The organism is Bacillus sp. z60-11 (assembly GCF_046464135.1).
Classification (GTDB): domain Bacteria; phylum Bacillota; class Bacilli; order Bacillales; family Bacillaceae; genus Bacillus; species Bacillus sonorensis_A.
Map to the genome: position 1 here is coordinate 65,848 of NZ_JBIYSN010000005.1, position 23,287 is coordinate 89,134.

The following is a 23,287-nucleotide window of genomic DNA, read 5'->3' on the forward strand; positions in this document are numbered from 1 at the left end:
CCCCTAACAGGTATATTCAGTGCAGAAAAAACCGCGCTTGATAAAGCGCGAACGTTTTTCCTAGCTTGCGACATCATACCCCTGATCCTCGATGGTATCAACGATCTCCTTCAGCGATACAATGTCAGAGTCAAAAGAAACTTCGACAGTGCCGGCGCCCAGATCCACCTTTACCGCTTCAACGCCGCCAAGCTCGCCGACGCTTCCTTCAACAGCTTGAACACAATGATTGCAAGACATTCCTTCGACTTTCAACGTTTTTTGTTCCATATTGAAAACCTCCTTGATTTTATATTACCATACCCCTGTAGGGTATTTCAATACGTTATGATTTTGAAAACCGTTTAAATACATCGAGAAGCTCTTCAATGGCTTCATCTCCCTCGCCCTTTTTCACGGCGTTGGCTACACAGTGGTGTGTATGATTTTCCAGCAGGCTGAAAGCCACCTTTTGCATGGCCGCCTGAACGGCGGAGATTTGCACCAAAATATCGACGCAATAGCGGTCGTTTTCAATCATGTTTTGAATACCTCTGACTTGTCCCTCGATTCTTTTCAAGCGGTTTTTGATCTGTTCCTTTTCTTTGGAACTTTTAGGGTTAAGCATATGATCATCATGATGTTCTGACATCGGAACACCTCTCTTTCAGTTATAGTCTGCCACAACCTTGTTACCATTATAAAATGCAAAAGGAAACATGTCTAAAAAAAGATACCCCGCATTGACTGCGGGGTGTGTCTGTTTCGCTTTTATTTGTTTAATGCTTTGAAGAATTCCCTCATAAACTCAGGAAGATTCGACCAATCGTGTCCTGAAACAAGGTTTCCTTCCACATGCAGCTTTTCTTCGATGTATGTCGCGCCAGCCGCTTCAACTTCAGGTTTGCAGGCAATGTAAGCCGTCAGCTCACGGCCTTTCAGATGTTCTCTCAGGCTTGTGAAAATCAGGCTCGCATGGCAGATGGCACCGACAGGTTTATTTTCTTCAAAGAAATGGGCGACGATCTTTAATAAGGAATCATACATCCGGATGAACTCAGGCGCTCGTCCGCCGGGGATGATCAGGCCGTCATACTCGGAAGGGTCGACCTCGTCAAATGAAGCGTGCGCATCAATTAAATAGCCCGGTTTTTCCGTATATGTATCCCAATCTAAGAAGTCATGAACAACCGTATGGATTTTTTTCTTTTTAGGCGCGGCAATCGTTGTTTCAAAACCTTCTTCAAGACAGCGGTAATAAGGGTAATACACCTCTAATGCCTCCACAGCGTCACCTGTTACAATCAACACTTTCTTCGCCATCAAAAACATCTCCTTTCTTTTTTTACTCTTCTATTTTATCTGAATCGGGCTGTAATTTAAAACCAAAGTGCTCAGACCTGATTTAGCCGACAATGGTGATCTGTTCGGTTTTCTCCTTCAGCTCTTCGAGGCTTCCTTGATCGATCCCTGAATCCGCGATGATGTGATATCCGTCGTGAAGCCGGTCGATCTGCGAAAATGCCCGCTTGCCGAATTTGCTGCTGTCCGCCATTAAAATCGTCTGGTCGGCGATGTCGATCATACGCTTTTTCAAGAGGGCCTGCCATTCGTTTGAATCGCTTAAGCCGCTCTCGGGATCGACGCCTTTGCATGAGAGAAACGTTTTGTTGACGTGATACAAATCAAGGGAACGTTCCGCCAGAGGCCCGACAAATGACATCGATTCAGGAAGCAGCATCCCTCCGGTGGAAATCACCGTTATCTTTTCTTTTTTCGCAAGCTCCATCGCCACTCTGACTGAATTCGTAATGACGGTCAGCGGGATGTTTCCGAGCGTTTTGGCCATATACCACGCCGTCGTGCTGGCATCGAGGATGATCCGTTCCCCGCTTTCCACAAGCTTGACGGCTTCATAGGCAATCATTTTCTTTTCCGCGACGTTTGTAATCTCCCGTTTTCGAAAATGAATCTCGGCTTCCTCGGTCTGTACACTGACGGCGCCCCCATGGCTTCTTTTCAGCTTGTTTTCTTTTTCAAGCTTTTCTAAATCGCGCCTGATCGTTTCCTCCGTGACGGAGAAAATTTCACTCAGCTCGGTGACGCGCACGCTCGAACGCAGATTGACAAGCTCAACGATTTTTTGGTGTCTTTCAGCTACAAGCATCCGTTTACTTCCTTCCTCTATTGAAAAATCACTGTTTTCTCCATGATAGCGCATCAGCGGTTCAGCGGGAAGAGACGCTACAGAATATGTTCGTAATAATGTTGATAAGCCGCTTCCCAGGCCCGCACATCTTCAGGTGTGTACGTTTTTTGCGGAAAGGAGGCTTTAATGGCATGACGCGCTTCCTGAACATCCCAAAACATGTCAAGCGCCATCGCCTGAACGGCAACATTGCCGATCGCACTCGCCTCGGAAGGCCCCGCCCAGACCTTTTTGGCCAATACATTCGCCGTGTACTGGCAGAGCAGCTCATTATGAATGCCTCCCCCAACCATGTGAAGCCCTTCGTACTGTTTTCCGGTCAGCCGCTCGATCCGCTCCAAGGTAAAACGGTATTTGAACGCAAGGCTTTCCAGGACACAGCGGATGATCTCTCCAGGCGTTTCCGGCACCTCCTGGTTTGTGTTCCGACAGTAGGTCTGAATCGCTTCAGGCATATTGACGGGATTGAGAAACATGCTGTCATCAGGATCGAGCACCGCTTTAAAACGAGCGGACCGTCCGGCAAGCCTGACAAGTTCTTCGTTCGTAAACATAAGCCCCCTTTTTTCCCAATCGGCTTGGCAGCGCTGAAAAAGCCATAATCCCATAATGTTTTTCAGGAAACGGAATGTCCCGCCGACACCGCCTTCATTTGTAAAGTTCCAGTCTAAAGCGTCCTTACTCATGATCGGCCTGTCGAGCTCCGTTCCGATCAGCGACCACGTCCCGCAGATCAAGTAGACGAAGTCTTTCGTTTCCGCGGGAACGCCGACAACCGCCGAAGCCGTATCGTGTTCACCGACCGCGATCACCGGCACTGCCGGAACATCCAATTCTGCGCATACAGATGATGTAAGGCGCCCTGCTTCACTTCCGGGTTTGAGGATGTCGTTTGGGAAAATCGCAGCCGGAAGACCGAGGCGGCTGATCAGTTCACGATCCCAGCCGGAGATTGTCGGATTAAACAGCTGGGTGGTTGTCGCATTGGTCCATTCGCTTTTTTTCTCGCCTGTCAAGAAGTAACGGAGCAAGTCGGGGATCATTAAAAGCGTCTCAGCGCGCTCGAGGAGTGGAGAATTCGCCCGTTTCAGCGCGTAAAGCTGAAACATCGTATTGAAGGGCAGCATCTGAATGCCCGTATGTGCAAATATCTTTTCCCTTCTTATTTTTTCAAATACTTCCTCCATCACACCCTCTGTGCGGGGATCGCGGTAATGATAAGGATTTCCCAGCAATTCTCCGTTTTGATCAAGGAGGCCGAAATCAACCGCCCAGGAATCGATCCCGATGCAGCTGATTCGGCCGCAGCCGTTTTTCGCTTTCAACACCCCTTGTTTGATTTCATGAAAGAGGCGGAGAATGTCCCAATACAGATGCTTCCCCGCTTGAACGGGCTCATTTGCGAAACGGTGAATTTCCCGCACTTTGATCAGGCTGTCGTCAACATACCCTGCAAAAGCTCTTCCGCTGCCCGCCCCGAGATCAAATGCCAAGATTGTCACCAGCTTGCACCGCCTTTGCCGCGCACGAGGATTTCTTTGGCATATCCGCTTTCCTGATAGGCTTTCAGCGGATCGGCCGGGACATTCATCTCCTCGCGTACGGCATGAAGAAGCGGCTTCACATCCAGTTCAAAAGCTTCGCGCACCGCCGCCTCACAAGCAAGGACATCGTGGTTTTCCTGCGCTTCTTTGACTTCTTCAAAATTGATGAGAAGCGCTTTTGCATAATAGGTCTGTACATTGACGACCGAGCGCAGCACAGCCGGGATTTTCGGCTCAAGATTATGGCATTGGTCAAGCATGTAGGAAATCTGTTCCGCTTTCCTCCTCACATGTGGGTCAGTATCGCGGGAGGCGTCTAAAATTTGATAAAAAATGAGAAACAATTCGTACGGATTGTGGGCGCCGACGATTAAATCGTCATCCGCATATTTGCGGCTGTTGAAATGAAAGCCGCCCAAACGCTGCTCATCGAGTAAATAGGCAACAATATGTTCAATGTTCGTTCCTTGCGGATGGTGGCCGGTATCGACGAGCACATCAGCCTTTGGACCGAGCTTTTGCGCCAGATTGAAGGCCATGCCCCAGTCCGCCAAATCGGTATGGTAAAAAGCCGGCTCAAAAAATTTATACTCAATCAGAAGCCGCATATCATCAGCAAGCGCCGCGTACACTTCCTTCAGGCATTCATACATCCAGCTTTTCCTCTTTCTCATGTCAGCCTGCCCCGGATAGTTGGTTCCGTCGGCAAGCCAGAGGCTGATTTCCTTTGAGCCGGTTTGTTTTGCGATGTCCACGCATGCAAGCAGATGGTCTGTCGCTTTCTTGCGAATCTCCGTTTTTACATTGGTAATGCTGCCGAATTTGTAGTCATCGTCTTGGAACAGGTTCGGATTGACGGCCCCGATCGCAACACCCAGATCTTCGGCGTGTGCTTTCAGCTTTGCATAATCATCGACCCTGTCCCATGGAATATGGATGGCAACGGACGGACAAACGCCAGTCAGCTTATGGACAACTGCGGCATCCTCCATTTTTTCAAAAGGATCTCTTGGCACACCTTCTTGCTGAAACACTTTAAAACGTGTGCCCGAATCTCCGTACCCCCATGAAGGCGTTTCGATTTTAAGCGCTTTCATTTTTTCGATTGCTTCCGTCAGGCTGATCCCCCTGTCTTTCTGCTGCTGTTCAAATAAAGCGTAAGATTGATCACTCATTGTACACCCATCCCCTTTATTTTATTGGTAGCGGATACGCCATTGTCGACATTAAAGCCAGTTCAGGCTGTGTTGTATCCATCCGGCTGTACTGGACGATAACGGGCAGATTGCTTTCAATCTCAATGGCATAAGGAACATTTTCGGGAATACGCGCTCCCGATGTCTCCAGCGAGCTTGTGCGGATATGTTTTGTTCTTCTGCCGCCAACCGTCTCCACCATCCCCTCAAGCGGCGGCCGATCCTCAAAATAGACTGTGATGTGAAGCTCCGCATCCTCCTCATGGCAATTCAAAACGCAAATCGATTCATGGCTGGTGAGACTCCCGGAGCTTTGAGGCGGGATAAAGCCGTCCGGTATGATCCAATGCCTTTCACCTTTCATCTCCCTTTTCCCCCTTTGTCTTCAAAAGCGGCCCTCAGGCCGCTTTTTCGATTATCTTGAAAATGCAGCCGGTACGCCTCCGTCAACCGTCAGCATACACCCAGTTGTTTTTGCCGCCTTATCCGAAGCAAAATAAGCGATCGCTTCAGCAATGTCAGCGGGATAAATATTGACGGACAGAGCCGTCCGCTTCCGGTAATGCTCCTCAAGACGGTCCGGCTCAATCCCGTAAGCGGCCGCCCTTTCTTCACGCCATTTCGAATCCCAGATCGCCGATCCTTGAAGAACGGCATCAGGAAGAACGGAGTTCACGCGGATTCCGTACGCTCCGCCTTCGGCGGCGATACACCGCGCCAGATGGACTTCCAGCGCTTTTGCGGAACTGTATGCCGAAGCGTTCCTGCCTGCATAGACGGAATTTTTGGAGCCGACGAACACCATGGTTCCACCGTTATTTTGTTTTTTCATTTGTTTAAAAGCTTCTCTGGCGACTAAGAAATATCCTGTTCCCAACACATTCATATTCAGATTCCATTCTTCAAGGCTCGTGTCATCAAGCGGGCTTGATGTGGCAAGCCCCGCATTATTGACAAGAATGTCGATTCCCCCGTACTTGAGGACGCTTGTTTTGAAAGCCTGCCGCACTTCCTCTTCTTTCGTCACGTCGAGCCGGACGGCCGCCGCCCGCTCCCCTCCGTACTGTTCATTAATCTCCGCCGCCGTTTTTTCTGCACCTTCCTGATTAATATCAGCGACGATGACGTGCGCTCCTTCAGCAGCAAGGCGGCGGCACGTCTCACTGCCGATTCCTCCAGCTCCTCCCGTCACAAAGGCCGTCTTGCGGGAAAATTCGGCTTCCGGCGGAGCAAGTGTCAGCTTATAAAGTTCAAGCGGCCAATATTCAACATTGTAGGACTCTTCTTCATGAAGAGAAACAAAGTTTCCAAGGGCTTCCGCCCCTTTCATGACGGCGATCGCCCGATGGTATAAATCCCTGGTCACCTTCGCCATCGCCAGGCTTTTTCCGGTTGTGACCATACCGAGTCCCGGGATGAGGATGACGCGCGGCGCCGGTTCAAACATGCGGTCTCCTTCCTGCTTGTTTCGCTCAAAATAGGCTTTATATTCATCTTTAAATCTGGCGATCTCTGTTTTGATCAATTCAATCAGGCGGTTTGAGTCGTTTTCAGACGGGTTCCACGGGATGTATGCCGGAACGCGCTTTGTATGAACGAGGTGATCCGGGCAGGCGGCGCCGATTTGTGAAAGCGCCGGAGCATGTTTGCTTGACACGAATTCCAGCACTTCATCCGAATCGCTCCATGTCAAGAGCAGATTTTTTTGATCACTGACAAGGCCGCGGATAACGGGCATGATGTCTGCAAAGATGCGCTTTCGTTCATCAGCCGGAAGCGCATCACACGCCTTGCCTCCGAACGGTTGAGTCTCGGCTGACCGCCGTTTAATATACGCTTCCGCTTCCCTGATCACGGCAATTGTCTGATCATAGCTTTCTTTTGCCGTTTTGCCCCATGTGACAAGACCGTGCTTTTCCATCAGCACAAGCTCCGCATTCGGGTTGTTCTTCACCCCTTGGGCGATCATTTTGGATAAAGCAAATCCAGGCCGTACATAAGGAACCCATACAAAACGGCTGCCGAAAATCTCTTCTGCATGCTGCTTCCCGTTTTCAGCGCAACAAATGCTGATGATGGCATCCGGATGTGTGTGGTCCACGTGCGGAAAGGGCAGAAAAGCATGCAAAAGCGTTTCAATCGATGGCCGCGGGTGTCTGCCGTCGATCATGCAATGGGATAGATAAGCTGTCATTTCTTCGTCAGTCATATGCTCGCGCTCGATCAGCGGCTGAATGTCGTCGAGTTTCAATCCGGTAAACTGCTCGGCTGTCATGGCCGCCAAGTCTGATCCGCTGCCCTTGACCCACATCACATCAATGTCACGGCCGCGAAAATCTTTTTCTACCGTTTTCATCGAAGTATTGCCGCCGCCCCAGTTGCAAACCGAACGGTCAGAGCCGATCAGGTTGGAGCGGTACACGAGTTCAGCAAGACCGGTGCATTCGGCAGCTTTCTCATCAGACCATAAATATTCCACCATATCAATCACTCCGTTTTCGTTTGTTTATTTTTGAATATTTTTGTTTTTAGAGTATCATATATTGATTTATTTTGTAAGCGTTTTTTTAACGCGCGATTTTGTTAAACAAGGAACAACATATCATAATTTATATTTCCGTAAGAAAATAGAATTATTTTACATGGTATATATTGTAATCTATCATTACTTATAGTAACCTTGCATAGACCACACCAAAGACGTGTGGAAAATAAGGAGGTTTTAAACATGAAAATTGCTGTCAGACTGCTCGCTTTTCTCAGCCTATTCGGTCTCGTGCTGTTCGGAAGCGTCCAACACAGCGCACAGGCTAAAGAGGGGAACAAGAAGATTTCACATTATCAAGTACTTACTCAAGATGAAGATGGCACACAGACGGCCGTTAGTTTTAACAACAAAATCGCATTTGACCAATATGTCAAACAGCATCCCGTAAAACCGAAACACAAATTTTTCCCGGCAGACCGGATTTACAGTACACTTTATGAAAACATCAACGGAGGAGGATGGTCCATTCAGGCATATGCCAATGTCATGACCAACCTTGCCGGAAACGCCAATGATGCCGTTTCATCTGTCAGAACCCATCCTCACGGCAATTACACATATGTTTACATCGATGCCAATGGCGGCGGCAATGCCCTTGCGCTCGCCAACACCGGCGGTCTGTATAATCTGCTGGGGCCGGTCGGCGACGGATCGAGAACGTGGAATGATGAAGTGTCTTCCGTCCTGGTCAGATCGAATTGATCTAAAGACGGGCATGTAAAGAAGACCAAGCAGCCAAAATAAAAAAATTGAAATTCGCGGAAAGCGCTGACATTCTTGTCAGTGCTTTTTTTGCCGCCAGCCGTTAGCTCGGCAGAAGACATTCGGCTGCATAAGGCTCTTGAAATCCTCCTTTTCATTTTTTAATATATAAATTCATGTTTTTAAAGAGGAGGGATAGCGATGAACAGAAAACACAACACACCAGTCAAACTGATCATCATGATTTTTATGATCTGCACGTTTTCCATCGGCTTTACGGAATACGTTGTGATGGGCATATTAACCTCTATTTCAAACGATCTCTCTATCCCGATTTCTTCCACCGGCCTTTTGGTCACGGCTTATGCGGGAAGCGTTTGTCTGACGGGGCCGATCGTGACGATCTTATCGGTGAAACTGCCGCGCAAACCGGTATTGCTGGGCTTGATGGGGATTTTTATAATAGCCAATACACTCAGTATATTTGCGCCAAATTTCACCGTTTTATTGATATCCAGAATTTTATCCGCATCCATCCATGGCGCATTTTTTGCGACGACAATGGTATTCGTCAGCGAAATGGTGCCGCCTGAAAAACGCGCTGCCGCCGCAGCCTCCATGAATGGCGGCTTGACCATCGCACTGATGCTGGGCGTTCCTTTCGGTTCTTTTTTGGGCGACCTTTTCAACTGGCGGGTTGTTTTTGCGATGGTCGCATGCCTCGGGTTGATCGGTTTTATCGGCATTCTTATGACCGTGCCGCACAGAAAGCCAAAAGTAGTGCCAAAACTGATCCACGAATGGGGTGTGTTTAAAAATAAACAGGTTCTCTTTTCTTTTGCCATTACGATCTTCGGCTATTCAGGCGTTTTCATCGCGTATACGTTTATCGAACCGATGCTGAGGCACTCAGCCGGCTTTGGGAGCCTTGGGATTACCGCTTCCCTTTTTGCTTATGGCTTTGGCGGTGTCGTCGGCAATTTCTATGCGGGGAAAGTTCCGTTTCATTTATTAACCCGCACGATGATCGGCGTGATGATCGCATTGATGTCGATCCTTGCCGTCTTTCCTTTTGTAACCGGACATCCGGCCGGCGCCATCATCGTTACCTTTTTATTCGGGGCAGGTGCCTTTGGAACGGTGCCGCTGTTGCAAACAAAAGTCGTGGCCGCGTCCGAATACGGAACAACGATTGCCACTTCTGTCAGCATTGCGGCTTTTAATTTGGCCAATGCGCTTGGGGCATGGATCGGCGGACTCATTCTCAATGCGTCCGGCTATTACACATACCTTGCCACAGGCGGTGCGCTGATGACCTTATGCGGCCTGATGCTGACGATGTTTGCTTATGCGTCTGAAAAAAGACAGACGAAAGCGATGTGGGAAACAGAGCGAATGTGACAAAAAAAGCTGCCAGACTCATGATCTGGCAGCTTTTTCATGCTGTTTTGTTGTGTTTGTTTGCCGCGTTTTCAGCACAGCCATCAACATCACCAGACTGACGGCCGCATATGCGATTCCGAAACAGCCAAATACAAAAACCGATGACAGCCTTTCTAAAAAAATCCCCGACAGGACAGGTCCTGCGGCCATACCCGTATATCTGATAAAATTAAACAGCCCCATCGCACTGCCTCTGCTTTCCTCAAATTCGTTCGTCATCATCGTCGAGAACAGCGGCGGGATGAGCCCCATTGTGATGCCGAAAAGGACCAGGGCGACGGACATGAAAACAAGTGAGAACGTATGCGTAAAGCCGAAAAACACGATGCCTCCGGCCGCCGTTAAATTGCCGTACAAAAACAGGCGTCCGAGCTTTACTTTCTTTTGAATCGATTTGAACAGTATGCTGCCGACAATCGTGCTGACCGCTACCGGCAAATAAAGAAGACCGACGATGTTCAGATCAAGGTGATACCTGTCCGTTAATAAAATCGGCAAATAAACGATGATGGAGAAATAAATGAAAAAAATGAAAAAGCTTAAAATGAGAATCGCGTTCCCCGTCCTGTTTTTGAATATGTCCCTGTAGTGTGACAATAGTTTGTTTACGGTCAGGTTCGTCTTCTTTCTTCCGTTCTCCCGCGGAAAGAAAAACGCGTTCGCCAAAAACAAAATGACGGACAGCACGGCCAAAAACCAAAAAATACCCGGATAGTTAAAGCGTTCGCCGATGAAGCCGCCCAGAATCGGCGCCGCTGCGGGCGCTACGGAAAGCAGCATTTGATAAGTACCCATTGCACTGCCCCGCTTCGTTCCTTCAAACAATCGGCCGATCGTCGTGGCTGCGACGAGAGGAAGCGCTGCCGTCCCGACAGCCTGAAGCACCCTGAAGATAAGAAACGAAGTAAAATCCTGAGCGGCGGCACAGCCGATCGTGGCGATGACGGTCAGGATAATGCTTGCGATCACAACAAACCTCGCACCTTTAAAATCGACAAGCGAGCCAAGAATGATCTGCATCACCGCTGTAATGAAAATAAATAGGGAAACGGACAAATTCACCATCGCAACCGAAACGTGAAACGAATCTCTAATCAAAGGAATGATAGGTGAATAAATATTTTGATTTAATGAAGCAAAAAACGCGCTCATACACACTAAATACAAGACAAAAGAAGAATTTAATTTCAAGGGTTTCATTTGAAAACCGCCTGCCTTATTTTGTTTATTCGTGAACAATATGATCTTCTTTCACAACTTTTGTTTACCAGTTAACAAAATTAATTGTAACCTCCCCAATAATAAATGTCAACGATGGGATTTTTAACAATTTTTACGTCTATTTACATACCTTTTATATTTGCGTCCTCTTCAAGCGAAGACACCTTGAATCATGAAGAATCCCGCTTTACATCTAATTACATATGCTCAGTTTCAATGAGGTATATTGCGAATATTTTCATATTTTTGCATAGAATCGTGTTGACACTTGGAAAAGTTAGGGATAAAATGACTATTGTTTACTAGTAAACCTTTATGTTTCACTTGAACAAATGTCCATACCCCCACACTTTCTTCATGATTTATGCCGAAACGAAATCAGCCTATTCCCAGCTCGATCAGCCGTATGACGATGCATCATTGATTTTAAAATCTTATATCCGCTAAGGAGGAAATCAATGACAGAGCTTATGATTGAGAGCAAGCACAGCTTATTCAAAACAGAGACGCTGTCTCAAAACTGCCATGAAATATTGACGCGCCGCCGCCATGTTTTAATTGGGATCAGCCCTTTTAACAGCCGATTCTCTGACGACTATATATACCGTCTCATCGGCTGGGCGCTCGATGAATTTCAAGATGTTTCCGTCCTTCTGGCGGGTAAGGAAGCCGCCAACCTCCTTGAAGCGCTCGGCACTCCAAAAGGAAAAGCCGAACGAAAGGTGAGAAAAGAGGTCTCCCGAAACAGAAGATTTGCTGAAAGAGCGCTCGTGGCGCACGGCGGAAACCCGGAAGCGATCCATACATTCTCGGATTTTGCAGAACAGACCGCATACATTAGCCTGCGTCAGGAAGTTGAGCACGCCTTTAGCGAGCAGCCGCATTTCCGCCAGGCATGCTTGGACATGTCCCATGCGGCGATCCTTGGACGAGCCCGCGGGACTCAGCTTGCCATTGGAGATGTGAATGACGCCATGCTGAATCTTGCAGTTGAATACGTCATTGCCGAGCTTCCGTTTTTCATCGGCGCTCCGGATATTTTAGGCGTGGAAGAAACACTTCTTGCTTACCACCGGCCCTGGAAGCTGGGTGAACGGATTTCAAGAAATGAATTTGCCGTCAGAATGCGCCCGAATCAAGGGTATCTGATGGTTTCCGAACCGGACGGCAGCATGGAATCTAAAAACATGCAGGAGGAACGAGTATGAATCAATCGCTTAAAACATTCAGCGTGTTGTCTGAACAATACCATGAGGATCCGTACAAATATTTCTCATACCTTCGCGAATCAGATCCCGTGCATTATGAAGAATCGCTTGACAGCTATTTCATCAGCCGATATCAGGATGTCCGCCACGTGCTTCAGAATCAGGACGTCTTTACGACGAAATCGCTCGCCAAACGGGCGGAGCCTGTGATGCGCGGACCTGTACTGGCGCAGATGAAAGGCAAAGAACATGCGGCGAAACGCAGAATTGTGCTGCGCCGTTTTATGGGCAAATCCCTTGATCACCTTACTCCGCTCATCAAAGAGAACGCCGAAAGGCTTTTGGCGCCGCATTTGGACAAAGGGCGGATCGACCTTGTCAACGATTTTGGCAAAACCTTCGCTGTTTGCGTCACAATGGACATTTTAGGTTTGGACAAGACTGATCATAAAACGGTCAGACATTGGCACAGCGGGGTCGCCGATTTCATCACCAGTTTGAATCAGTCGCCGGAAGACCGCAAGCATTCCCTGACTTGCAGCGAACAGCTTGCTGAATATTTGAATCCAATCATCGCGGAAAGGCGCGAAAATCCCGGACAAGATTTAATATCCATTCTCTGTACTTCAGATTACGAAGGTGTGGCCATGTCGGACAGGGATATCCGCGCGCTGATCCTCAACATCCTGCTTGCCGCTACAGAACCGGCTGACAAGACGCTCGCGCTGATGATCTACCATTTGCTGCACCATCCCGAGCAAATGGACGCTGTCCTTTTAGACCGTACACTTTTGCCGAAAGCGATTGCCGAGACATTGCGCTATAAGCCGCCGGTTCAGCTGATACCGCGGCAGTTGTCTCAAGACGCGGAAATCGGCGGTGTCAAACTGAAGGAAGGAACGACTGTATTCTGTATGATCGGCGCCGCCAACCGCGATCCTGAGGCATTTGAACGGCCGGATGAATTCAACATCCACCGCGGCGATCTTGATATCAAAAGCGCATTCAGCGGCGCGGCCCGGCATCTCGCATTTGGTTCAGGCGTCCACAATTGTGTAGGAGCCGGTTTTGCCAAGACGGAAATCGAGATTGTCGCAAACATCGTCCTGGACCATATGCGGAACATTAAGCTGGAGAAAGACTTCGTTTACCGCGAGACAGGTCTGTATACGCGCGGCCCCGTCTCACTTCGAATATTGTTTGATCAAAAACGTTAGCTTATGACAAGGCCTCCCCCTCCCACGGGGAGGCTTTCCCTTCATTTATACTGGCCATCCCGGCAAAACCGCCTCCTCCTTCCATTACCTTTGAGAGTTCATGGCAGGAAATGATTTGATGATTGTCCAGCTTGAAAATGGCGATTAATTCGATCTTCCCGCTGCTTCCATCCTTTTTGGCGACCTCGACCATATATCTCAATGTTGCACTTTGTAGATCCTCATCAAATAAAAATAGCTGAAAAGGTGAAACCGATATCGAACGGGTCACTTCCTTTAATGTCAGCATGTGCTCTGTCAATTCGCCAAGATCCATTTTTTTGCCGTCTGTCACTTGAACATAGCCGCTGCTGAAGTACGCAGGAATCTTTTCAATATTCATTTCTGAAACGATATCTTGATACATTCGGCTTAAAAATTGTTTTGCTTCTTCTCTATTCATCAGAATACCTCTCTCGCTGTCAGATGTGTTTTGCCCATTCATATAAAAAGCGGATGACCGTTTGCAGCTCAGATTCTGAGAACTGCGCAAACAGACTGCTGTAGCGCTGTTTGGCGATTTCATGCATGCGGTCATGGACACGAGCCAGCTTTTTTCCTTCCTCTGTTAATGTGTAATATAATTCTTTGTTGTTGTTTGGTTTTTTGTGCGACTCGATCATGTTGTGCTTCATCAGAACATTGACGGCTTTTGTAATGGCCGCCTTTGACACATGCAATTGTGCGGCAAGTAAAGCATTGTTGACCTGGGTTTCGCTCTCATTGATGATCGAGACGATGTGAAGCTGTGTCAGCGTCCAATTCTTGTGCATCACTTCATCATTTTGAAAAGCTTCCTTCGCAAGCGTCTGCTGTTCGTGCTGAGCCCGCTTTTCCCTTTTCAGGATAAATTCCTGTACGGCTTGAAATGCCTGTTCATATGTGCTGTTTTCCACTCTTTTCATTTCCTTTCTCTTTATCGTTAACCGGTTAACTATTTTATAGTTTACCAGTTAACAATGTTTTCCGCAAGCATCTTGACAAAAAAAGCATATGATGCGGAGGCATCATATGCTTTCAATTCACGGTTGAAGCGACAACACGAGCCTTTCCGCCCACGACAGAAGCTTTAAGTCTTGTCTCCAACCGGCAATCAATGATAATCCGAGCGGCTCTCCATTTTTGGCGGACAAAGGGATCGTAATCTGCGGCAGCCCGGCCAGTCCGGCTATACATGTCAGCTGAATGGTGCGGGCCCTTCTTTCCTCTAATTCTGATTCCTGCAATCCCCGGAGCGGCGGAGTGCCGGGTGCCGTCGGAATGACAAGCAGGCCGGTGTCTCCGAGCAAATCAGAAAGCCTTCTTTTGATCGCTTCTCTTTTTGTCAACGCGTGTTCATGATCGCTTTTTTTTAGCGTTGCGGCCCATTGAAACCGCTCTGCTATTCCCGGGCCGAACACCGGCTTTTCACGTGTGATCCACTCTCCGTGTTCTTCCCAAATTTCCAAGCCTTGCAACACCCTGAACATCTCTTGCCACTCAGGCAGCCCATGGTCCGCCGCATTGATCCAAGCCATTTCGCCGCCGATCAAATCCTTGGCGTACGCATAGACTTGCGCCAAATCTTGATCTTCAAGCATCCCCCATGCCTCTTTTTCAAAATAAAGTCTGTCAAACCCCTTCCGGACGCTGTTTCCTCCGCCCAGCAGGACGCGGCCTACAGTATGCAAGACGCCGATATCCTTCGCCATCCAGCCAACTGTATCAAAGCTTTTGGCAAGCGGGATCACACCCTCTGTCGATACCGCTCCGTGAGTCGGTCGAAATCCGAAGATGCCGCAGTATGACGCAGGAATCCTGACAGAGCCGCCCGTATCCGTACCGAGGGCAAAATCGGCCAAACCGCTAGCGGCCGCTACGGCAGAACCGCTTGATGAGCCTCCGGGAATCTTCTGTTCGGCTGCTGGATTCACCGGTGTTCCATAGTGGGCATTTTCCCCGTTCAGGCTGTACATCAGTTCATCTGTATGTGTCGCCCCTTTCAGCCTCGCCCCTTCCATAAGCAGAAGGTCAATCACTGCGGCATTTTTTTCAGAAGGACCGTGCGTCCTCAGCCAATCCGAATTTCCCGCGGCATTCGCATGACCTTTTACGGCAAAAACGTCCTTAACCGCAAAAATCGTATTCTTTAAGCTTCCAGCGCTGTTCTCTGGTGCCATTTCAAGCTTCTCATCTATAAATGCATCCCAATGCTTCTCCATCTGACATCCCCCTTCAGCAAGCCTGCTTCAACGATAACCTGCGGCAGACAGTTGAGGAAACAAAATGGTGATAAAATCTTCCATTTTAGATTTTCAGGAAGAAATATTCCATGGCTTTTAAGAGATGCTAGAATGGTCAGCCGATCGTCCGAGCTTCTTTTCTTCTACAAACCGGTCAATAGCCTCCAGCGCCCGCTCGACTCCGCCTGCGTTTTGAAAGCTGTCCTTGATCTTTCGAATGCCCTGTAAATAGGCTTCATTCGCCAATGCTTCATGTACAGCCTTCTTTAAGGTTTCAGCGTTCACTTCATCCTCGCTCAGTGCACAGCCGGCGCCAAGCTCGGTTACACGGCCGGCGACGATGGGCTGGTCTTTGTCGTGCGGAATGACGACGAGCGGCACTTCGAAATGAATCCCTTCATTCACGCTGTTCATTCCACCGTGTGTGATGAAGACGTCGGCAGCTTTCAGCACCTCTAATTGAGGCACATAAGCGGAAATCATAAAATGGTCAGGCGCTTCTTTCAGCTTGCTTTGATCGGTCCTTTCCCCGGCGGCGATGACCACCTTCCCTTGAAAGTCCGAAAATGCATCAATGCACATATTGAAAAAGTCTTCTTTATTGTCCAGAACGGTCCCCATTGAGATATAAAGGACCCGCTCTCCGCGGAGCTCCTCCAACGGGAAGCCGCGGCGTGAACCTTTTCGCTCGGGAAAGCTCGGGCCGACAAAGACGTATTGGCCGCCGTAACGGCTGCTGTCCGGCTGAAAATAGCGGCTTGTATAGACGATGTTTAGCTCGCCGTCATTTCTCATGAATTGTGCCGGACTTTCCGGTTCTACACCGTACTCGTCTTTGATCTCCCTGATGAGAGCTTCAACTTCCGTGTTTCCCTGGGCGGCTTTGATCGGACCGTGGGATTTCATAAATTCTTCGCTGAATAAAAATGAGGCTGACGAAGAAACACCCGGAATCCCCAGGTAGTCGCGCACCAGCTTGCCCGCGCCGAATGTATCATAATAAACAAAATCAAAATCGATCTCTCCCGCCAATTCCTTAGCGGCACGCAAAGTATCCTGCGCGATCCGAATAAAAAGCTTCAGCACTGATTCTTCGCCTTCCAGCATCCCCATCAAATCAGGCTGAAGGTGAACGTTGACACCGAGGGCTTCAAGCCTTTCTTTAAATTTCTCTGTTGTAATATAGTGAACATTGTCACCTCTTTCTGCAAAAGCCTTGGCGATGCCGAGAGTCGGATTCACATGCCCCTCTGCCGGAACATTGATCATTAAAATGTTTGCCATGCTCTCTCACTCCTTTCACTATGTAAAATTTTACAGATTAAAACCAGCTGCTGTCCACCAACTAAAGTCTGAAAGTTGAAGGGCATTTAGAAGGAATGCGGAACGGTTTGTTCATCCGCGGAAACAGGGTAAAATAAATATGAGAGACACAGTTGATTACATATCACACAAACATAAAGGGAGGAGAATGAAAGTGGACAAAATTCGCACAGGCTTGTTGGGATACGGGTTGTCAGGCTCTGTTTTTCACGCGCCTTTACTTTCGGTATTAGAGGAATTTGCGATCAAAAAAGTGATGACATCAAGAAGAGAACAAGTCGAGCAGGACATTCCGGAGGCGGAAACCGTCCGTTCAATCGAAGAGATCGCCGGTGATCCCGACATTGACCTCGCCATCGTGACAACGCCGAGCGGACTCCATTATGAAATGGCAAAGGAATGCCTTCTCGCCGGCAAGCATGTCGTCCTGGAAAAGCCGATGACGGCCTCGCCTCAGGAAGCGGAAGAACTGATTGCAATAGCTGAAGAAAAAGGCGTCGTCCTCAGCGTATACCACAACAGACGATGGGACAATGACTTTTTGACGATCAAGCAGCTGATCAAGGACGACCGTCTCGGAGAAGTCAACACCTTCCATGCTTATTGGGACCGCTTCCGGCCAAATGTCAGACAGCGCTGGAGAGAGCAGAAAGGACCGGGTTCCGGTGCGCTTTATGATTTGGGCTCGCACCTGATCGATCAGGCTCTGCATTTATTCGGTATGCCGGCCAGCATCACCGCTCAAGTGACAGCTCAACGGGACCATGCGGAAACAGACGACTATTTTCATGTCGTCCTGCATTACGGCAAGCTTCAGGCGGTTTTGCACTCCGGCTCAATCGTTGCGGCAAACGGCCCCCGCTACTTAGTGCACGGGTCAAAAGGCAGCTTTATCAAATACGGAATTGACGGCCAGGAAGATGCGCTGAGAGCAGGAAAACAACCGGCCGGCGATGATTGGGGAAAAGATGCCGCCGAGAATTTCGGAGAGCTGACGGTGATCGACGGGGATGAAGTCAAACAAGAAACCGTTGAGACGCTGAAAGGCTCTTATGTTACCTTTTACAAACAGCTTGCTTCAAGCATCCTTGAAGGCAGCAAACCGCCGGTCTCTGCCGAGGATGGCCTCGCCGTCATCCGGATCATCGAAGCCGCGCAAAAAAGCAGCAACTTGAACAAAACCATTTTCTTCAACGAATAAAGAAAACCGCGGAAATATCTCCGCGGTTTTTTTAAAATCTCCGTCCCAATTCCTTCGCCCGGGCGATCGCATTTTGTTTGATCTCTTCGGCTTTATCCGGCTCTGCATTATGGCCTTCTATAAACAAGCCTTCAAATGACGGCACGCCGAAAAACTGCATCATGACGCTGATATAACGGTGTCCCATTTCCAGTTCTGCCGCAGGTCCTTCTGAATAATAACCGCCTCTCGCTTGAATGTGGAGCGCTTTTTTATCTGTTAACAGTCCGATCGGACCTTCTTCTGTATACTTAAATGTTTTCCCTGCCACAGCGACCGCGTCAAAGTAAGCTTTCATCACCGGCGGAAAAGAGAAATTCCACAGCGGTGTGACGAAGACATATTGATCTTGTGCGATAAATTGTTCGCTCAGCTCGTTCAGACGGCCGACCTTGGCCTTTTCGTCATCGGAAAGCTGATCAAAACCCGAACCTGACTGAAGCTTTCCCCATCCGCTGAAAACATCCGCGTCAATTTGCGGAATGTTTTCCCGATAGAGATCAAGGTGAGTCACTTCATCATCCGGGTGCGCTTCTTTGTAGGAATCAATAAATGCTTTTCCAGCGGCCATGCTGTACGATGCTCTCTCATCATGAGGATGTGCTGTGATATAAAGAGTCTTTGCCATTTTTGCTACCTGCCTTTCGTTTGTTGTTTGTTAGTATGGAAAACAGCAGGACAAATATTCGGGTAGCCGAAAAAAAAGGCATTCCTTTGATAGAATTTGTCCATTGCATCACCGATTTTATTTTATATAATATAACGTTCCAATATTTTACACAAAAAGGAAGTTTTGCGATGCTAAAATGCAAAAATGAGTGCAAAAACCTGCCGCGTCTATGGTCTGAATTAGCCTATGCAGGAGAAAAGCGTGTTCCTCAGCCGGTCGATTCGACCGCAGGCTCCTGGCCGACCTTTTTCTTAAAACGGAGTCCATCCGGCGATTTTCTCGATCCGGGCGGATGTCCGATCGCTTTTGACATCCGTCACCCCGATACGATCGATTTTGAAGGTGAAGAGCTTGACAATGTGAGGCAAATCTTGCGAAACCTCACCCCTGAACAGATCACGATCGCCGAGTATTGGGGATCAGGTCCGGCCACAAAGCAATGGACGCCGATCATCGACCGTCTCATTGATACGTACGGCTTAACGCCGGCGAGAGCGGCCAGGTTGCTCGCGAATGTCCATGCGGCCATCAATGATACATTTGTTGTCGTCTGGTACTTCAAATATCTTTGGGAGATTCCGCGGCCGAATCAGTTTGATCAAAGCTTACGGACCATCATTTGCACACCGAAGTTTCCTTCATACCCTTCAGGCCATGCCGGTATTTCCGGATGTGCGGAAGTCGTCTTAAGCTATTACTTCCCGACGGAAGCGGAAAGATTGCGAGAGCTCGCCGAGGAAAACGCGATGTCAAGGGTATACGGCGGGGTACATTACAATGTAAACGGTGAAGGCGGCCTCAGACTTGGAAGGCAAATTGGCCGGATCATCGTCAATGAACTGAAAAGTCAGCGCGATTCGGACATGGTCAGAATCGATATACCGGAATTGGAAGACCGCGACGCTGATCTCCCTCCGCCGCCTTACAGACAGGTGATTCCTTTTCCAAGAGGCCGGGAATGCAGTTCACTGCTTGATCCAAGAGAGGATCCGTCCGCAAGGTAAAAAAGAAGGGATAAAAGATCTGCTCTTTTATCCCTTTGCTGTATGTTCTTCCTCTTTTAACTTTTCAAGTCTCATCCGGACGTCTTCATCAGACAGCCCATGTTCTTTTACATACAGATTTCGCGGATGGACCCGGCATTCATGTGTGCAGCCGCGCAAATAGCGGTGCTCATTTTCTTCTGAGCAGATAATCTGCTTGTTGCATTCCGGATTGGCACAGTTGACATAGCGCTCGCAAGGTTCTCCGGTAAAGTAGTCCCGTCCGACCACGACGTGTTCCTTTTGATTGACCGGAACGCTGATCCTTTCATCGAAGACATAGCATTTGCCGTCCCACAGCTCTCCTTGAACCTCGGGATCTTTGCCATAAGTTACGATCCCCCCGTGCAATTGGGAAACATCTTCAAAGCCTTCTTTTTTCAGCCAGCCGGAAAATTTCTCACAGCGGACTCCGCCCGTGCAGTAGGTCAAAATTTTCTTGCCTTCGAGCTTTTCTTTGTTATCACGGATCCATTCAGGCAAATCGCGGAATGCTTTAATGTCGGGTCTGATCGCCCCGCGAAAATGGCCTAAGTCATATTCATAGTCATTTCGGGCGTCGACGACGACCGTGTCTTCATTCTGCATCGCTTCATAAAATTCCTTTGGCTCGAGGTATTTCCCCGTTAATTCATTCGGGTCAATATCATCTTCAAGGCGCAGTGTCACAAGCTCATCGCGATGGCGGACATGCATTTTTTTGAAAGCGTGCTGATCGGCTTCATCCACTTTAAAGACCATATCTGCAAAGCGCGGATCGTTGTTCATGGCATTCATATATTCCTCTGTCTGCTCAACCGTTCCCGATACGGTGCCATTTATTCCTTCTTCTGCGACAAGGATGCGACCTTTTAATCCCAGGCTTTTGCAGAACTCAAGGTGTTCTTGTGCAAACCGTTCGGGATCTTCGATATGAACATATTTATAGTACAACAATACTCGGTATTGATTTTTCATGATATCTTACCACCTATCTGATCCATGTTTTTATAAGATAAAAAATGGAACCCTCATCCATTTACATTGTTAAACCTTCAGTCATATGAAAACAAATCATCACCATGATTTCAATGAAAGCAGCTTGGACATTCCATTAATCAAATGTTAAAAATTTTATCACTTCCGACCGCTTAACGCAAGCAAAACAGCTCAGATTAAAGGACTTTCAGCAATTCCGCGATAAACTCCCAAAAACCAGGCACCTCTTGACCTAAAAGCATCTCCGCTTTTTCGCAAATCTTCATCTTCAGCTCCTGCTCAAGATCTTCCCTCTCTTGATAGGATGTGTTGTTTAACTTGCTTTTGATCATCGGTGTGAAGTTTTCCAGCAATTTTTCAATATCTTTTTCATCGTGCAGACTCACTGTTATCATTCCCCTCTGCCTTAGAATTCAGCAGCATTCTTATTTTTTCGATCGCCCTCTTATGAATTCTCGAAATATTTTGCCTCGATTCTCCCAAGGAGTCAGCAATTTCCTGCATGGATTTCCCGTGAAGATAAACTTGCGCCAGCACTTGTTTCTGCTTGTCCGTCAATTGTAAAAACGCCTCGTAAAGCAACCGGTCCTGCAGATGCTCGCTTAAATCCTCTTCGTGTTCCAAAACGTCATCTAACAGGTCCCCGTGGGGCGGCTCAGGCAAGGTTGGACTGTCGTCGATCATCAGCGGAAAGCGTTCTCGGTTTTTCCGGACTCTTTTATCAAAGTCAACGGAGAAAATCCGGATCATCGAGTTGATGTATTTGATCATGCGGATGTTTTTGTAAAACCGTTTAAATTCACGATCGAGACATTCTGCCTCTTTTGAATCCGGATGGTCCAATACGTGGTTGAAAAGCCGTTCATACCGGGGGTTGCTCAAAAAATGCTTCACAAGCGGATGCCTTGTGATCTCCTTGATTTTCGAACGCAGTAACGTTTGATCAATCATAAAAACCGCCTCCTATTTATTTAGATGAAAGAAATGAAAAAAAAGTAAACTCATCTCCTCTATTAACATGCAAACATAAGTTCCCATCTAGAGAAAATAGTTCTTTGCTTACATTTTTTAAACTTTCGTCACTTCATAAGATAGGAGGTGGTATATATGGACAGCACATTCATTGAGGAAGCAGCGAAGCAAATCGGCAATGTCGGCTTTCCCGCTGTATTGGCAATTTACCTGCTCACGCGTTTTGAAAAGAAGATCGATGAACTGATCGAATTGATCAAAGAAAAAAATGACACCGAGGATTGACATCGGCCTCACTTTTTTCACTTAACATGACAGAAGGGGAAAACGAAAGGCCTTTCAGCTCTCCTTTACATTTTAGAAAGAGGGGATATCACATGGAAAAAAACAAACAAATTCCGCAGCCGATCAGAGGAGAAGAAGGAGCGGAAACGAAAATTCCGCACAACGTTGAGCGCGACCGGCAAAATCCGGACATGCTCGTGCCGCCTGAAACCGACCACGGAACAGTACCAAACATGAAATTTTCATTTTCCGATGTCCATAACCGTCTCGAAAAGGGCGGATACGCACGGGAAGTCACCGTCCGCGAGCTGCCGATCTCCGATAATATCGCGTCTGTCAACATGAGGCTGAAACCGGGTGCCATCAGAGAACTGCACTGGCATAAGGAAGCCGAATGGGCTTATGTAATTTATGGATCAGCAAGAATTACAGCTGTCGACCAGGACGGCAGAAACTTTATTGATGATGTGAAGGCGGGCGATTTATGGTATTTTCCGTCCGGGATTCCGCATTCGCTTCAAGGCCTTGAAGACGGCTGTGAATTCCTGCTCGTCTTCGATGACGGCTCCTTCTCTGAAAACAGCACCTTCCAGGTGACAGATTGGCTCGCCCATACACCAGATGATGTCATTGCCGCAAACTTCGGCATCTCTAAAGACGTCGTCGCATCACTTCCGCCTGAGGAAAAATATATTTTCCAAAAAGCGGTTCCGGGCTCGCTTGAGAAAGACAAGGTTGAAAGCCCGAACGGAACGGTTCCGGAATCTTTCAGCTACAAATTGCTTGAACAGGAACCGATCGTCTCAAGCGGCGGCAAAGTACGGATTGCCGATTCCACCAATTTTAAAGCGTCGAAAACGATCGCCTCGGCGTTGGTGGAAGTCGAACCCGGAGGCGTCCGGGAGCTGCACTGGCATCCGAATACAGACGAGTGGCAGTACTATATTTCCGGCAAAGCGAAAATGACGGTTTTCGCGGCTGACGGACATGCCAGAACATTTAATTATCAGGCCGGTGATGTCGGCTATGTGCCGTTTGCGATGGGGCACTATATCCAAAATACAGGAGACGAACCGCTTCGCTTCCTGGAAATCTTTAAAGACGACCATTATGCTGACATTTCTTTAAACCAGTGGCTTGCCCTCGTACCAGAAGAGCTTGTCCGCCAGCATCTTGACGTTGGCAGCGAGTTTACAAAAATGCTCTCTAAAGAAAAGCATCCGGTCGTGAAATTTGCTAAGAAATAAC

General features: G+C 48.1%; 25 protein-coding genes. 8 read left to right on the forward strand and 17 right to left on the reverse strand.

What is annotated here, in order from left to right; genetic code table 11:
• Positions 1-60: 60 nt before the first annotated feature.
• From copZ to ACINLD_RS14995, 8 genes are all read right to left on the reverse strand, one after another.
• The gene (gene copZ / locus ACINLD_RS14960) at positions 61-270 is read right to left on the reverse strand and encodes a copper chaperone CopZ (RefSeq protein ID WP_409444277.1); all 210 of its coding nucleotides are present in this window, start codon (positions 268-270) and stop codon (positions 61-63) included.
• Positions 271-325: 55 nt separating this feature from the next.
• Positions 326-631 (reverse strand): metal-sensing transcriptional repressor, encoded by a 306-nt coding sequence (locus tag ACINLD_RS14965; protein ID WP_026588771.1) that lies wholly within the window; start codon positions 629-631, stop codon positions 326-328.
• Positions 632-750: 119 nt separating this feature from the next.
• Complete coding sequence (locus ACINLD_RS14970) at positions 751-1,302, reverse strand: DJ-1/PfpI family protein (RefSeq protein ID WP_026588772.1); 552 nt, start codon at positions 1,300-1,302, stop codon at positions 751-753.
• 82 nt (positions 1,303-1,384) lie between these two features.
• Positions 1,385-2,146 (reverse strand): DeoR/GlpR family DNA-binding transcription regulator, encoded by a 762-nt coding sequence (locus tag ACINLD_RS14975; RefSeq protein ID WP_409444279.1) that lies wholly within the window; start codon positions 2,144-2,146, stop codon positions 1,385-1,387.
• 77 nt (positions 2,147-2,223) lie between these two features.
• The gene (locus ACINLD_RS14980; RefSeq protein WP_410207053.1) at positions 2,224-3,690 is read right to left on the reverse strand and encodes a rhamnulokinase; all 1,467 of its coding nucleotides are present in this window, start codon (positions 3,688-3,690) and stop codon (positions 2,224-2,226) included.
• Entirely contained in the window at positions 3,687-4,907 is a 1,221-nt protein-coding gene (gene rhaI, locus ACINLD_RS14985; protein ID WP_026588775.1) for an L-rhamnose isomerase, read from the reverse strand. The genes ACINLD_RS14980 and rhaI overlap by 4 nt, the downstream gene beginning before the upstream one ends.
• 16 nt (positions 4,908-4,923) lie before the next feature.
• A complete protein-coding gene (locus ACINLD_RS14990; protein WP_026588776.1) occupies positions 4,924-5,292 on the reverse strand; it encodes a sensory rhodopsin transducer in 369 nt (122 codons plus the stop codon).
• Between the two features lie 51 nt (positions 5,293-5,343).
• On the reverse strand, positions 5,344-7,410 hold the full coding sequence (locus tag ACINLD_RS14995; RefSeq protein WP_410207054.1) for a bifunctional aldolase/short-chain dehydrogenase: 2,067 nt from the start codon (positions 7,408-7,410) through the stop codon (positions 5,344-5,346).
• A gap of 246 nt (positions 7,411-7,656) precedes the next feature.
• Here ACINLD_RS14995 and ACINLD_RS15000 point away from each other — a divergent pair, with 246 nt between their 5' ends.
• Both ACINLD_RS15000 and ACINLD_RS15005 read left to right on the forward strand, forming a co-directional pair.
• Entirely contained in the window at positions 7,657-8,178 is a 522-nt protein-coding gene (locus ACINLD_RS15000; protein ID WP_026588778.1) for a hypothetical protein, read from the forward strand.
• Between the two features lie 201 nt (positions 8,179-8,379).
• Entirely contained in the window at positions 8,380-9,579 is a 1,200-nt protein-coding gene (locus tag ACINLD_RS15005; RefSeq protein WP_277691664.1) for an MFS transporter, read from the forward strand.
• A gap of 18 nt (positions 9,580-9,597) precedes the next feature.
• Here ACINLD_RS15005 and ACINLD_RS15010 read toward each other — a convergent pair whose 3' ends face one another.
• A complete protein-coding gene (locus ACINLD_RS15010; RefSeq protein ID WP_026588780.1) occupies positions 9,598-10,821 on the reverse strand; it encodes an MFS transporter in 1,224 nt (407 codons plus the stop codon).
• Positions 10,822-11,300: 479 nt separating this feature from the next.
• Between ACINLD_RS15010 and ACINLD_RS15015 the strand changes: the two genes are divergently transcribed.
• Together ACINLD_RS15015 and ACINLD_RS15020 are read left to right on the forward strand one after the other, a co-directional pair.
• Positions 11,301-12,050, forward strand: a complete 750-nt coding sequence (locus ACINLD_RS15015) for a tRNA-dependent cyclodipeptide synthase (protein ID WP_026588781.1) — start codon at positions 11,301-11,303, stop codon at positions 12,048-12,050.
• Positions 12,047-13,267, forward strand: coding sequence for a cytochrome P450, cyclodipeptide synthase-associated (locus tag ACINLD_RS15020; RefSeq protein ID WP_026588782.1), 1,221 nt, complete (start codon positions 12,047-12,049; stop codon positions 13,265-13,267). Before ACINLD_RS15015 ends, ACINLD_RS15020 begins: the two co-directional genes overlap by 4 nt.
• Before the next feature lies 1 nt (position 13,268).
• Here the strand turns inward: ACINLD_RS15020 and ACINLD_RS15025 are convergent, their stop codons facing one another.
• The 4 genes from ACINLD_RS15025 to ACINLD_RS15040 all read right to left on the reverse strand — a co-directional run bounded on the left by ACINLD_RS15025 (position 13,269) and on the right by ACINLD_RS15040 (position 16,812).
• Positions 13,269-13,709 (reverse strand): hypothetical protein, encoded by a 441-nt coding sequence (locus tag ACINLD_RS15025; protein WP_026588783.1) that lies wholly within the window; start codon positions 13,707-13,709, stop codon positions 13,269-13,271.
• Positions 13,710-13,728: 19 nt separating this feature from the next.
• A complete protein-coding gene (locus tag ACINLD_RS15030; protein ID WP_409444286.1) occupies positions 13,729-14,211 on the reverse strand; it encodes a MarR family transcriptional regulator in 483 nt (160 codons plus the stop codon).
• Between the two features lie 117 nt (positions 14,212-14,328).
• Entirely contained in the window at positions 14,329-15,507 is a 1,179-nt protein-coding gene (locus ACINLD_RS15035; protein ID WP_409444288.1) for an amidase, read from the reverse strand.
• A gap of 117 nt (positions 15,508-15,624) precedes the next feature.
• The gene (locus tag ACINLD_RS15040; protein ID WP_026588786.1) at positions 15,625-16,812 is read right to left on the reverse strand and encodes a macrolide family glycosyltransferase; all 1,188 of its coding nucleotides are present in this window, start codon (positions 16,810-16,812) and stop codon (positions 15,625-15,627) included.
• A gap of 187 nt (positions 16,813-16,999) precedes the next feature.
• Here ACINLD_RS15040 and ACINLD_RS15045 point away from each other — a divergent pair, with 187 nt between their 5' ends.
• Positions 17,000-18,052, forward strand: coding sequence for an oxidoreductase (locus ACINLD_RS15045; RefSeq protein WP_277691667.1), 1,053 nt, complete (start codon positions 17,000-17,002; stop codon positions 18,050-18,052).
• Positions 18,053-18,083: 31 nt separating this feature from the next.
• Here the strand turns inward: ACINLD_RS15045 and ACINLD_RS15050 are convergent, their stop codons facing one another.
• Entirely contained in the window at positions 18,084-18,719 is a 636-nt protein-coding gene (locus tag ACINLD_RS15050; protein ID WP_277691668.1) for an FMN-dependent NADH-azoreductase, read from the reverse strand.
• A 170-nt stretch (positions 18,720-18,889) separates the two neighbouring features.
• Between ACINLD_RS15050 and ACINLD_RS15055 the strand changes: the two genes are divergently transcribed.
• Positions 18,890-19,765, forward strand: a complete 876-nt coding sequence (locus tag ACINLD_RS15055; RefSeq protein WP_051290453.1) for a vanadium-dependent haloperoxidase — start codon at positions 18,890-18,892, stop codon at positions 19,763-19,765.
• Between the two features lie 27 nt (positions 19,766-19,792).
• On the opposite strand, the gene ACINLD_RS15060 is transcribed toward ACINLD_RS15055, so the two are convergent.
• The 3 genes from ACINLD_RS15060 to ACINLD_RS15070 all read right to left on the reverse strand — a co-directional run bounded on the left by ACINLD_RS15060 (position 19,793) and on the right by ACINLD_RS15070 (position 21,733).
• Positions 19,793-20,761: a rhodanese-related sulfurtransferase gene (locus ACINLD_RS15060; protein WP_026588789.1), complete on the reverse strand. Its 969-nt coding sequence runs from the start codon at positions 20,759-20,761 to the stop codon at positions 19,793-19,795.
• Between the two features lie 197 nt (positions 20,762-20,958).
• Complete coding sequence (gene rsoA, locus ACINLD_RS15065) at positions 20,959-21,168, reverse strand: sigma-O factor regulator RsoA (protein ID WP_026588790.1); 210 nt, start codon at positions 21,166-21,168, stop codon at positions 20,959-20,961.
• Positions 21,152-21,733 carry a sigma-70 family RNA polymerase sigma factor gene (locus ACINLD_RS15070; protein WP_026588791.1) on the reverse strand — a complete coding sequence of 194 codons (582 nt, stop codon included), beginning with the start codon at positions 21,731-21,733 and terminating at the stop codon, positions 21,152-21,154. The genes rsoA and ACINLD_RS15070 overlap by 17 nt, the downstream gene beginning before the upstream one ends.
• A 156-nt stretch (positions 21,734-21,889) precedes the next feature.
• On the opposite strand from ACINLD_RS15070, the gene ACINLD_RS15075 reads away from it, so the two are divergent.
• Both ACINLD_RS15075 and ACINLD_RS15080 read left to right on the forward strand, forming a co-directional pair.
• Positions 21,890-22,039: a YvrJ family protein gene (locus ACINLD_RS15075; RefSeq protein ID WP_077735585.1), complete on the forward strand. Its 150-nt coding sequence runs from the start codon at positions 21,890-21,892 to the stop codon at positions 22,037-22,039.
• A gap of 92 nt (positions 22,040-22,131) precedes the next feature.
• Entirely contained in the window at positions 22,132-23,286 is a 1,155-nt protein-coding gene (locus ACINLD_RS15080) for an oxalate decarboxylase family bicupin (RefSeq protein WP_026588792.1), read from the forward strand.
• Position 23,287: the final 1 nt, after the last annotated feature.

Excerpts from the sequence above, each read along its gene's own strand:
- rhaI (WP_026588775.1), bottom strand. The coding sequence starts at position 4,907 with ATGAGTGATCAATCTTACGCTTTATTTGAACAGCAGCAGAAAGACAGG.
- ACINLD_RS15010 (WP_026588780.1), bottom strand. The coding sequence starts at position 10,821 with ATGAAACCCTTGAAATTAAATTCTTCTTTTGTCTTGTATTTAGTGTGT.
- ACINLD_RS14990 (WP_026588776.1), bottom strand. The coding sequence starts at position 5,292 with ATGAAAGGTGAAAGGCATTGGATCATACCGGACGGCTTTATCCCGCCT.
- ACINLD_RS15055 (WP_051290453.1), top strand. The coding sequence starts at position 18,890 with ATGCTAAAATGCAAAAATGAGTGCAAAAACCTGCCGCGTCTATGGTCT.
- ACINLD_RS15000 (WP_026588778.1), top strand. The coding sequence starts at position 7,657 with ATGAAAATTGCTGTCAGACTGCTCGCTTTTCTCAGCCTATTCGGTCTC.
- ACINLD_RS15030 (WP_409444286.1), bottom strand. The coding sequence starts at position 14,211 with ATGAAAAGAGTGGAAAACAGCACATATGAACAGGCATTTCAAGCCGTA.
- ACINLD_RS14970 (WP_026588772.1), bottom strand. The coding sequence starts at position 1,302 with ATGGCGAAGAAAGTGTTGATTGTAACAGGTGACGCTGTGGAGGCATTA.
- ACINLD_RS15080 (WP_026588792.1), top strand. The coding sequence starts at position 22,132 with ATGGAAAAAAACAAACAAATTCCGCAGCCGATCAGAGGAGAAGAAGGA.
- ACINLD_RS15075 (WP_077735585.1), top strand. The coding sequence starts at position 21,890 with ATGGACAGCACATTCATTGAGGAAGCAGCGAAGCAAATCGGCAATGTC.
- ACINLD_RS15035 (WP_409444288.1), bottom strand. The coding sequence starts at position 15,507 with ATGGAGAAGCATTGGGATGCATTTATAGATGAGAAGCTTGAAATGGCA.
- ACINLD_RS14995 (WP_410207054.1), bottom strand. The coding sequence starts at position 7,410 with ATGGTGGAATATTTATGGTCTGATGAGAAAGCTGCCGAATGCACCGGT.
- ACINLD_RS15045 (WP_277691667.1), top strand. The coding sequence starts at position 17,000 with ATGAAAGTGGACAAAATTCGCACAGGCTTGTTGGGATACGGGTTGTCA.
- ACINLD_RS15015 (WP_026588781.1), top strand. The coding sequence starts at position 11,301 with ATGACAGAGCTTATGATTGAGAGCAAGCACAGCTTATTCAAAACAGAG.
- ACINLD_RS15020 (WP_026588782.1), top strand. The coding sequence starts at position 12,047 with ATGAATCAATCGCTTAAAACATTCAGCGTGTTGTCTGAACAATACCAT.
- ACINLD_RS15050 (WP_277691668.1), bottom strand. The coding sequence starts at position 18,719 with ATGGCAAAGACTCTTTATATCACAGCACATCCTCATGATGAGAGAGCA.
- ACINLD_RS15040 (WP_026588786.1), bottom strand. The coding sequence starts at position 16,812 with ATGGCAAACATTTTAATGATCAATGTTCCGGCAGAGGGGCATGTGAAT.
- ACINLD_RS14975 (WP_409444279.1), bottom strand. The coding sequence starts at position 2,146 with ATGCTTGTAGCTGAAAGACACCAAAAAATCGTTGAGCTTGTCAATCTG.
- ACINLD_RS15060 (WP_026588789.1), bottom strand. The coding sequence starts at position 20,761 with ATGAAAAATCAATACCGAGTATTGTTGTACTATAAATATGTTCATATC.
- ACINLD_RS15005 (WP_277691664.1), top strand. The coding sequence starts at position 8,380 with ATGAACAGAAAACACAACACACCAGTCAAACTGATCATCATGATTTTT.
- ACINLD_RS15025 (WP_026588783.1), bottom strand. The coding sequence starts at position 13,709 with ATGAATAGAGAAGAAGCAAAACAATTTTTAAGCCGAATGTATCAAGAT.
- ACINLD_RS14965 (WP_026588771.1), bottom strand. The coding sequence starts at position 631 with ATGTCAGAACATCATGATGATCATATGCTTAACCCTAAAAGTTCCAAA.
- copZ (WP_409444277.1), bottom strand. The coding sequence starts at position 270 with ATGGAACAAAAAACGTTGAAAGTCGAAGGAATGTCTTGCAATCATTGT.
- ACINLD_RS15070 (WP_026588791.1), bottom strand. The coding sequence starts at position 21,733 with ATGATTGATCAAACGTTACTGCGTTCGAAAATCAAGGAGATCACAAGG.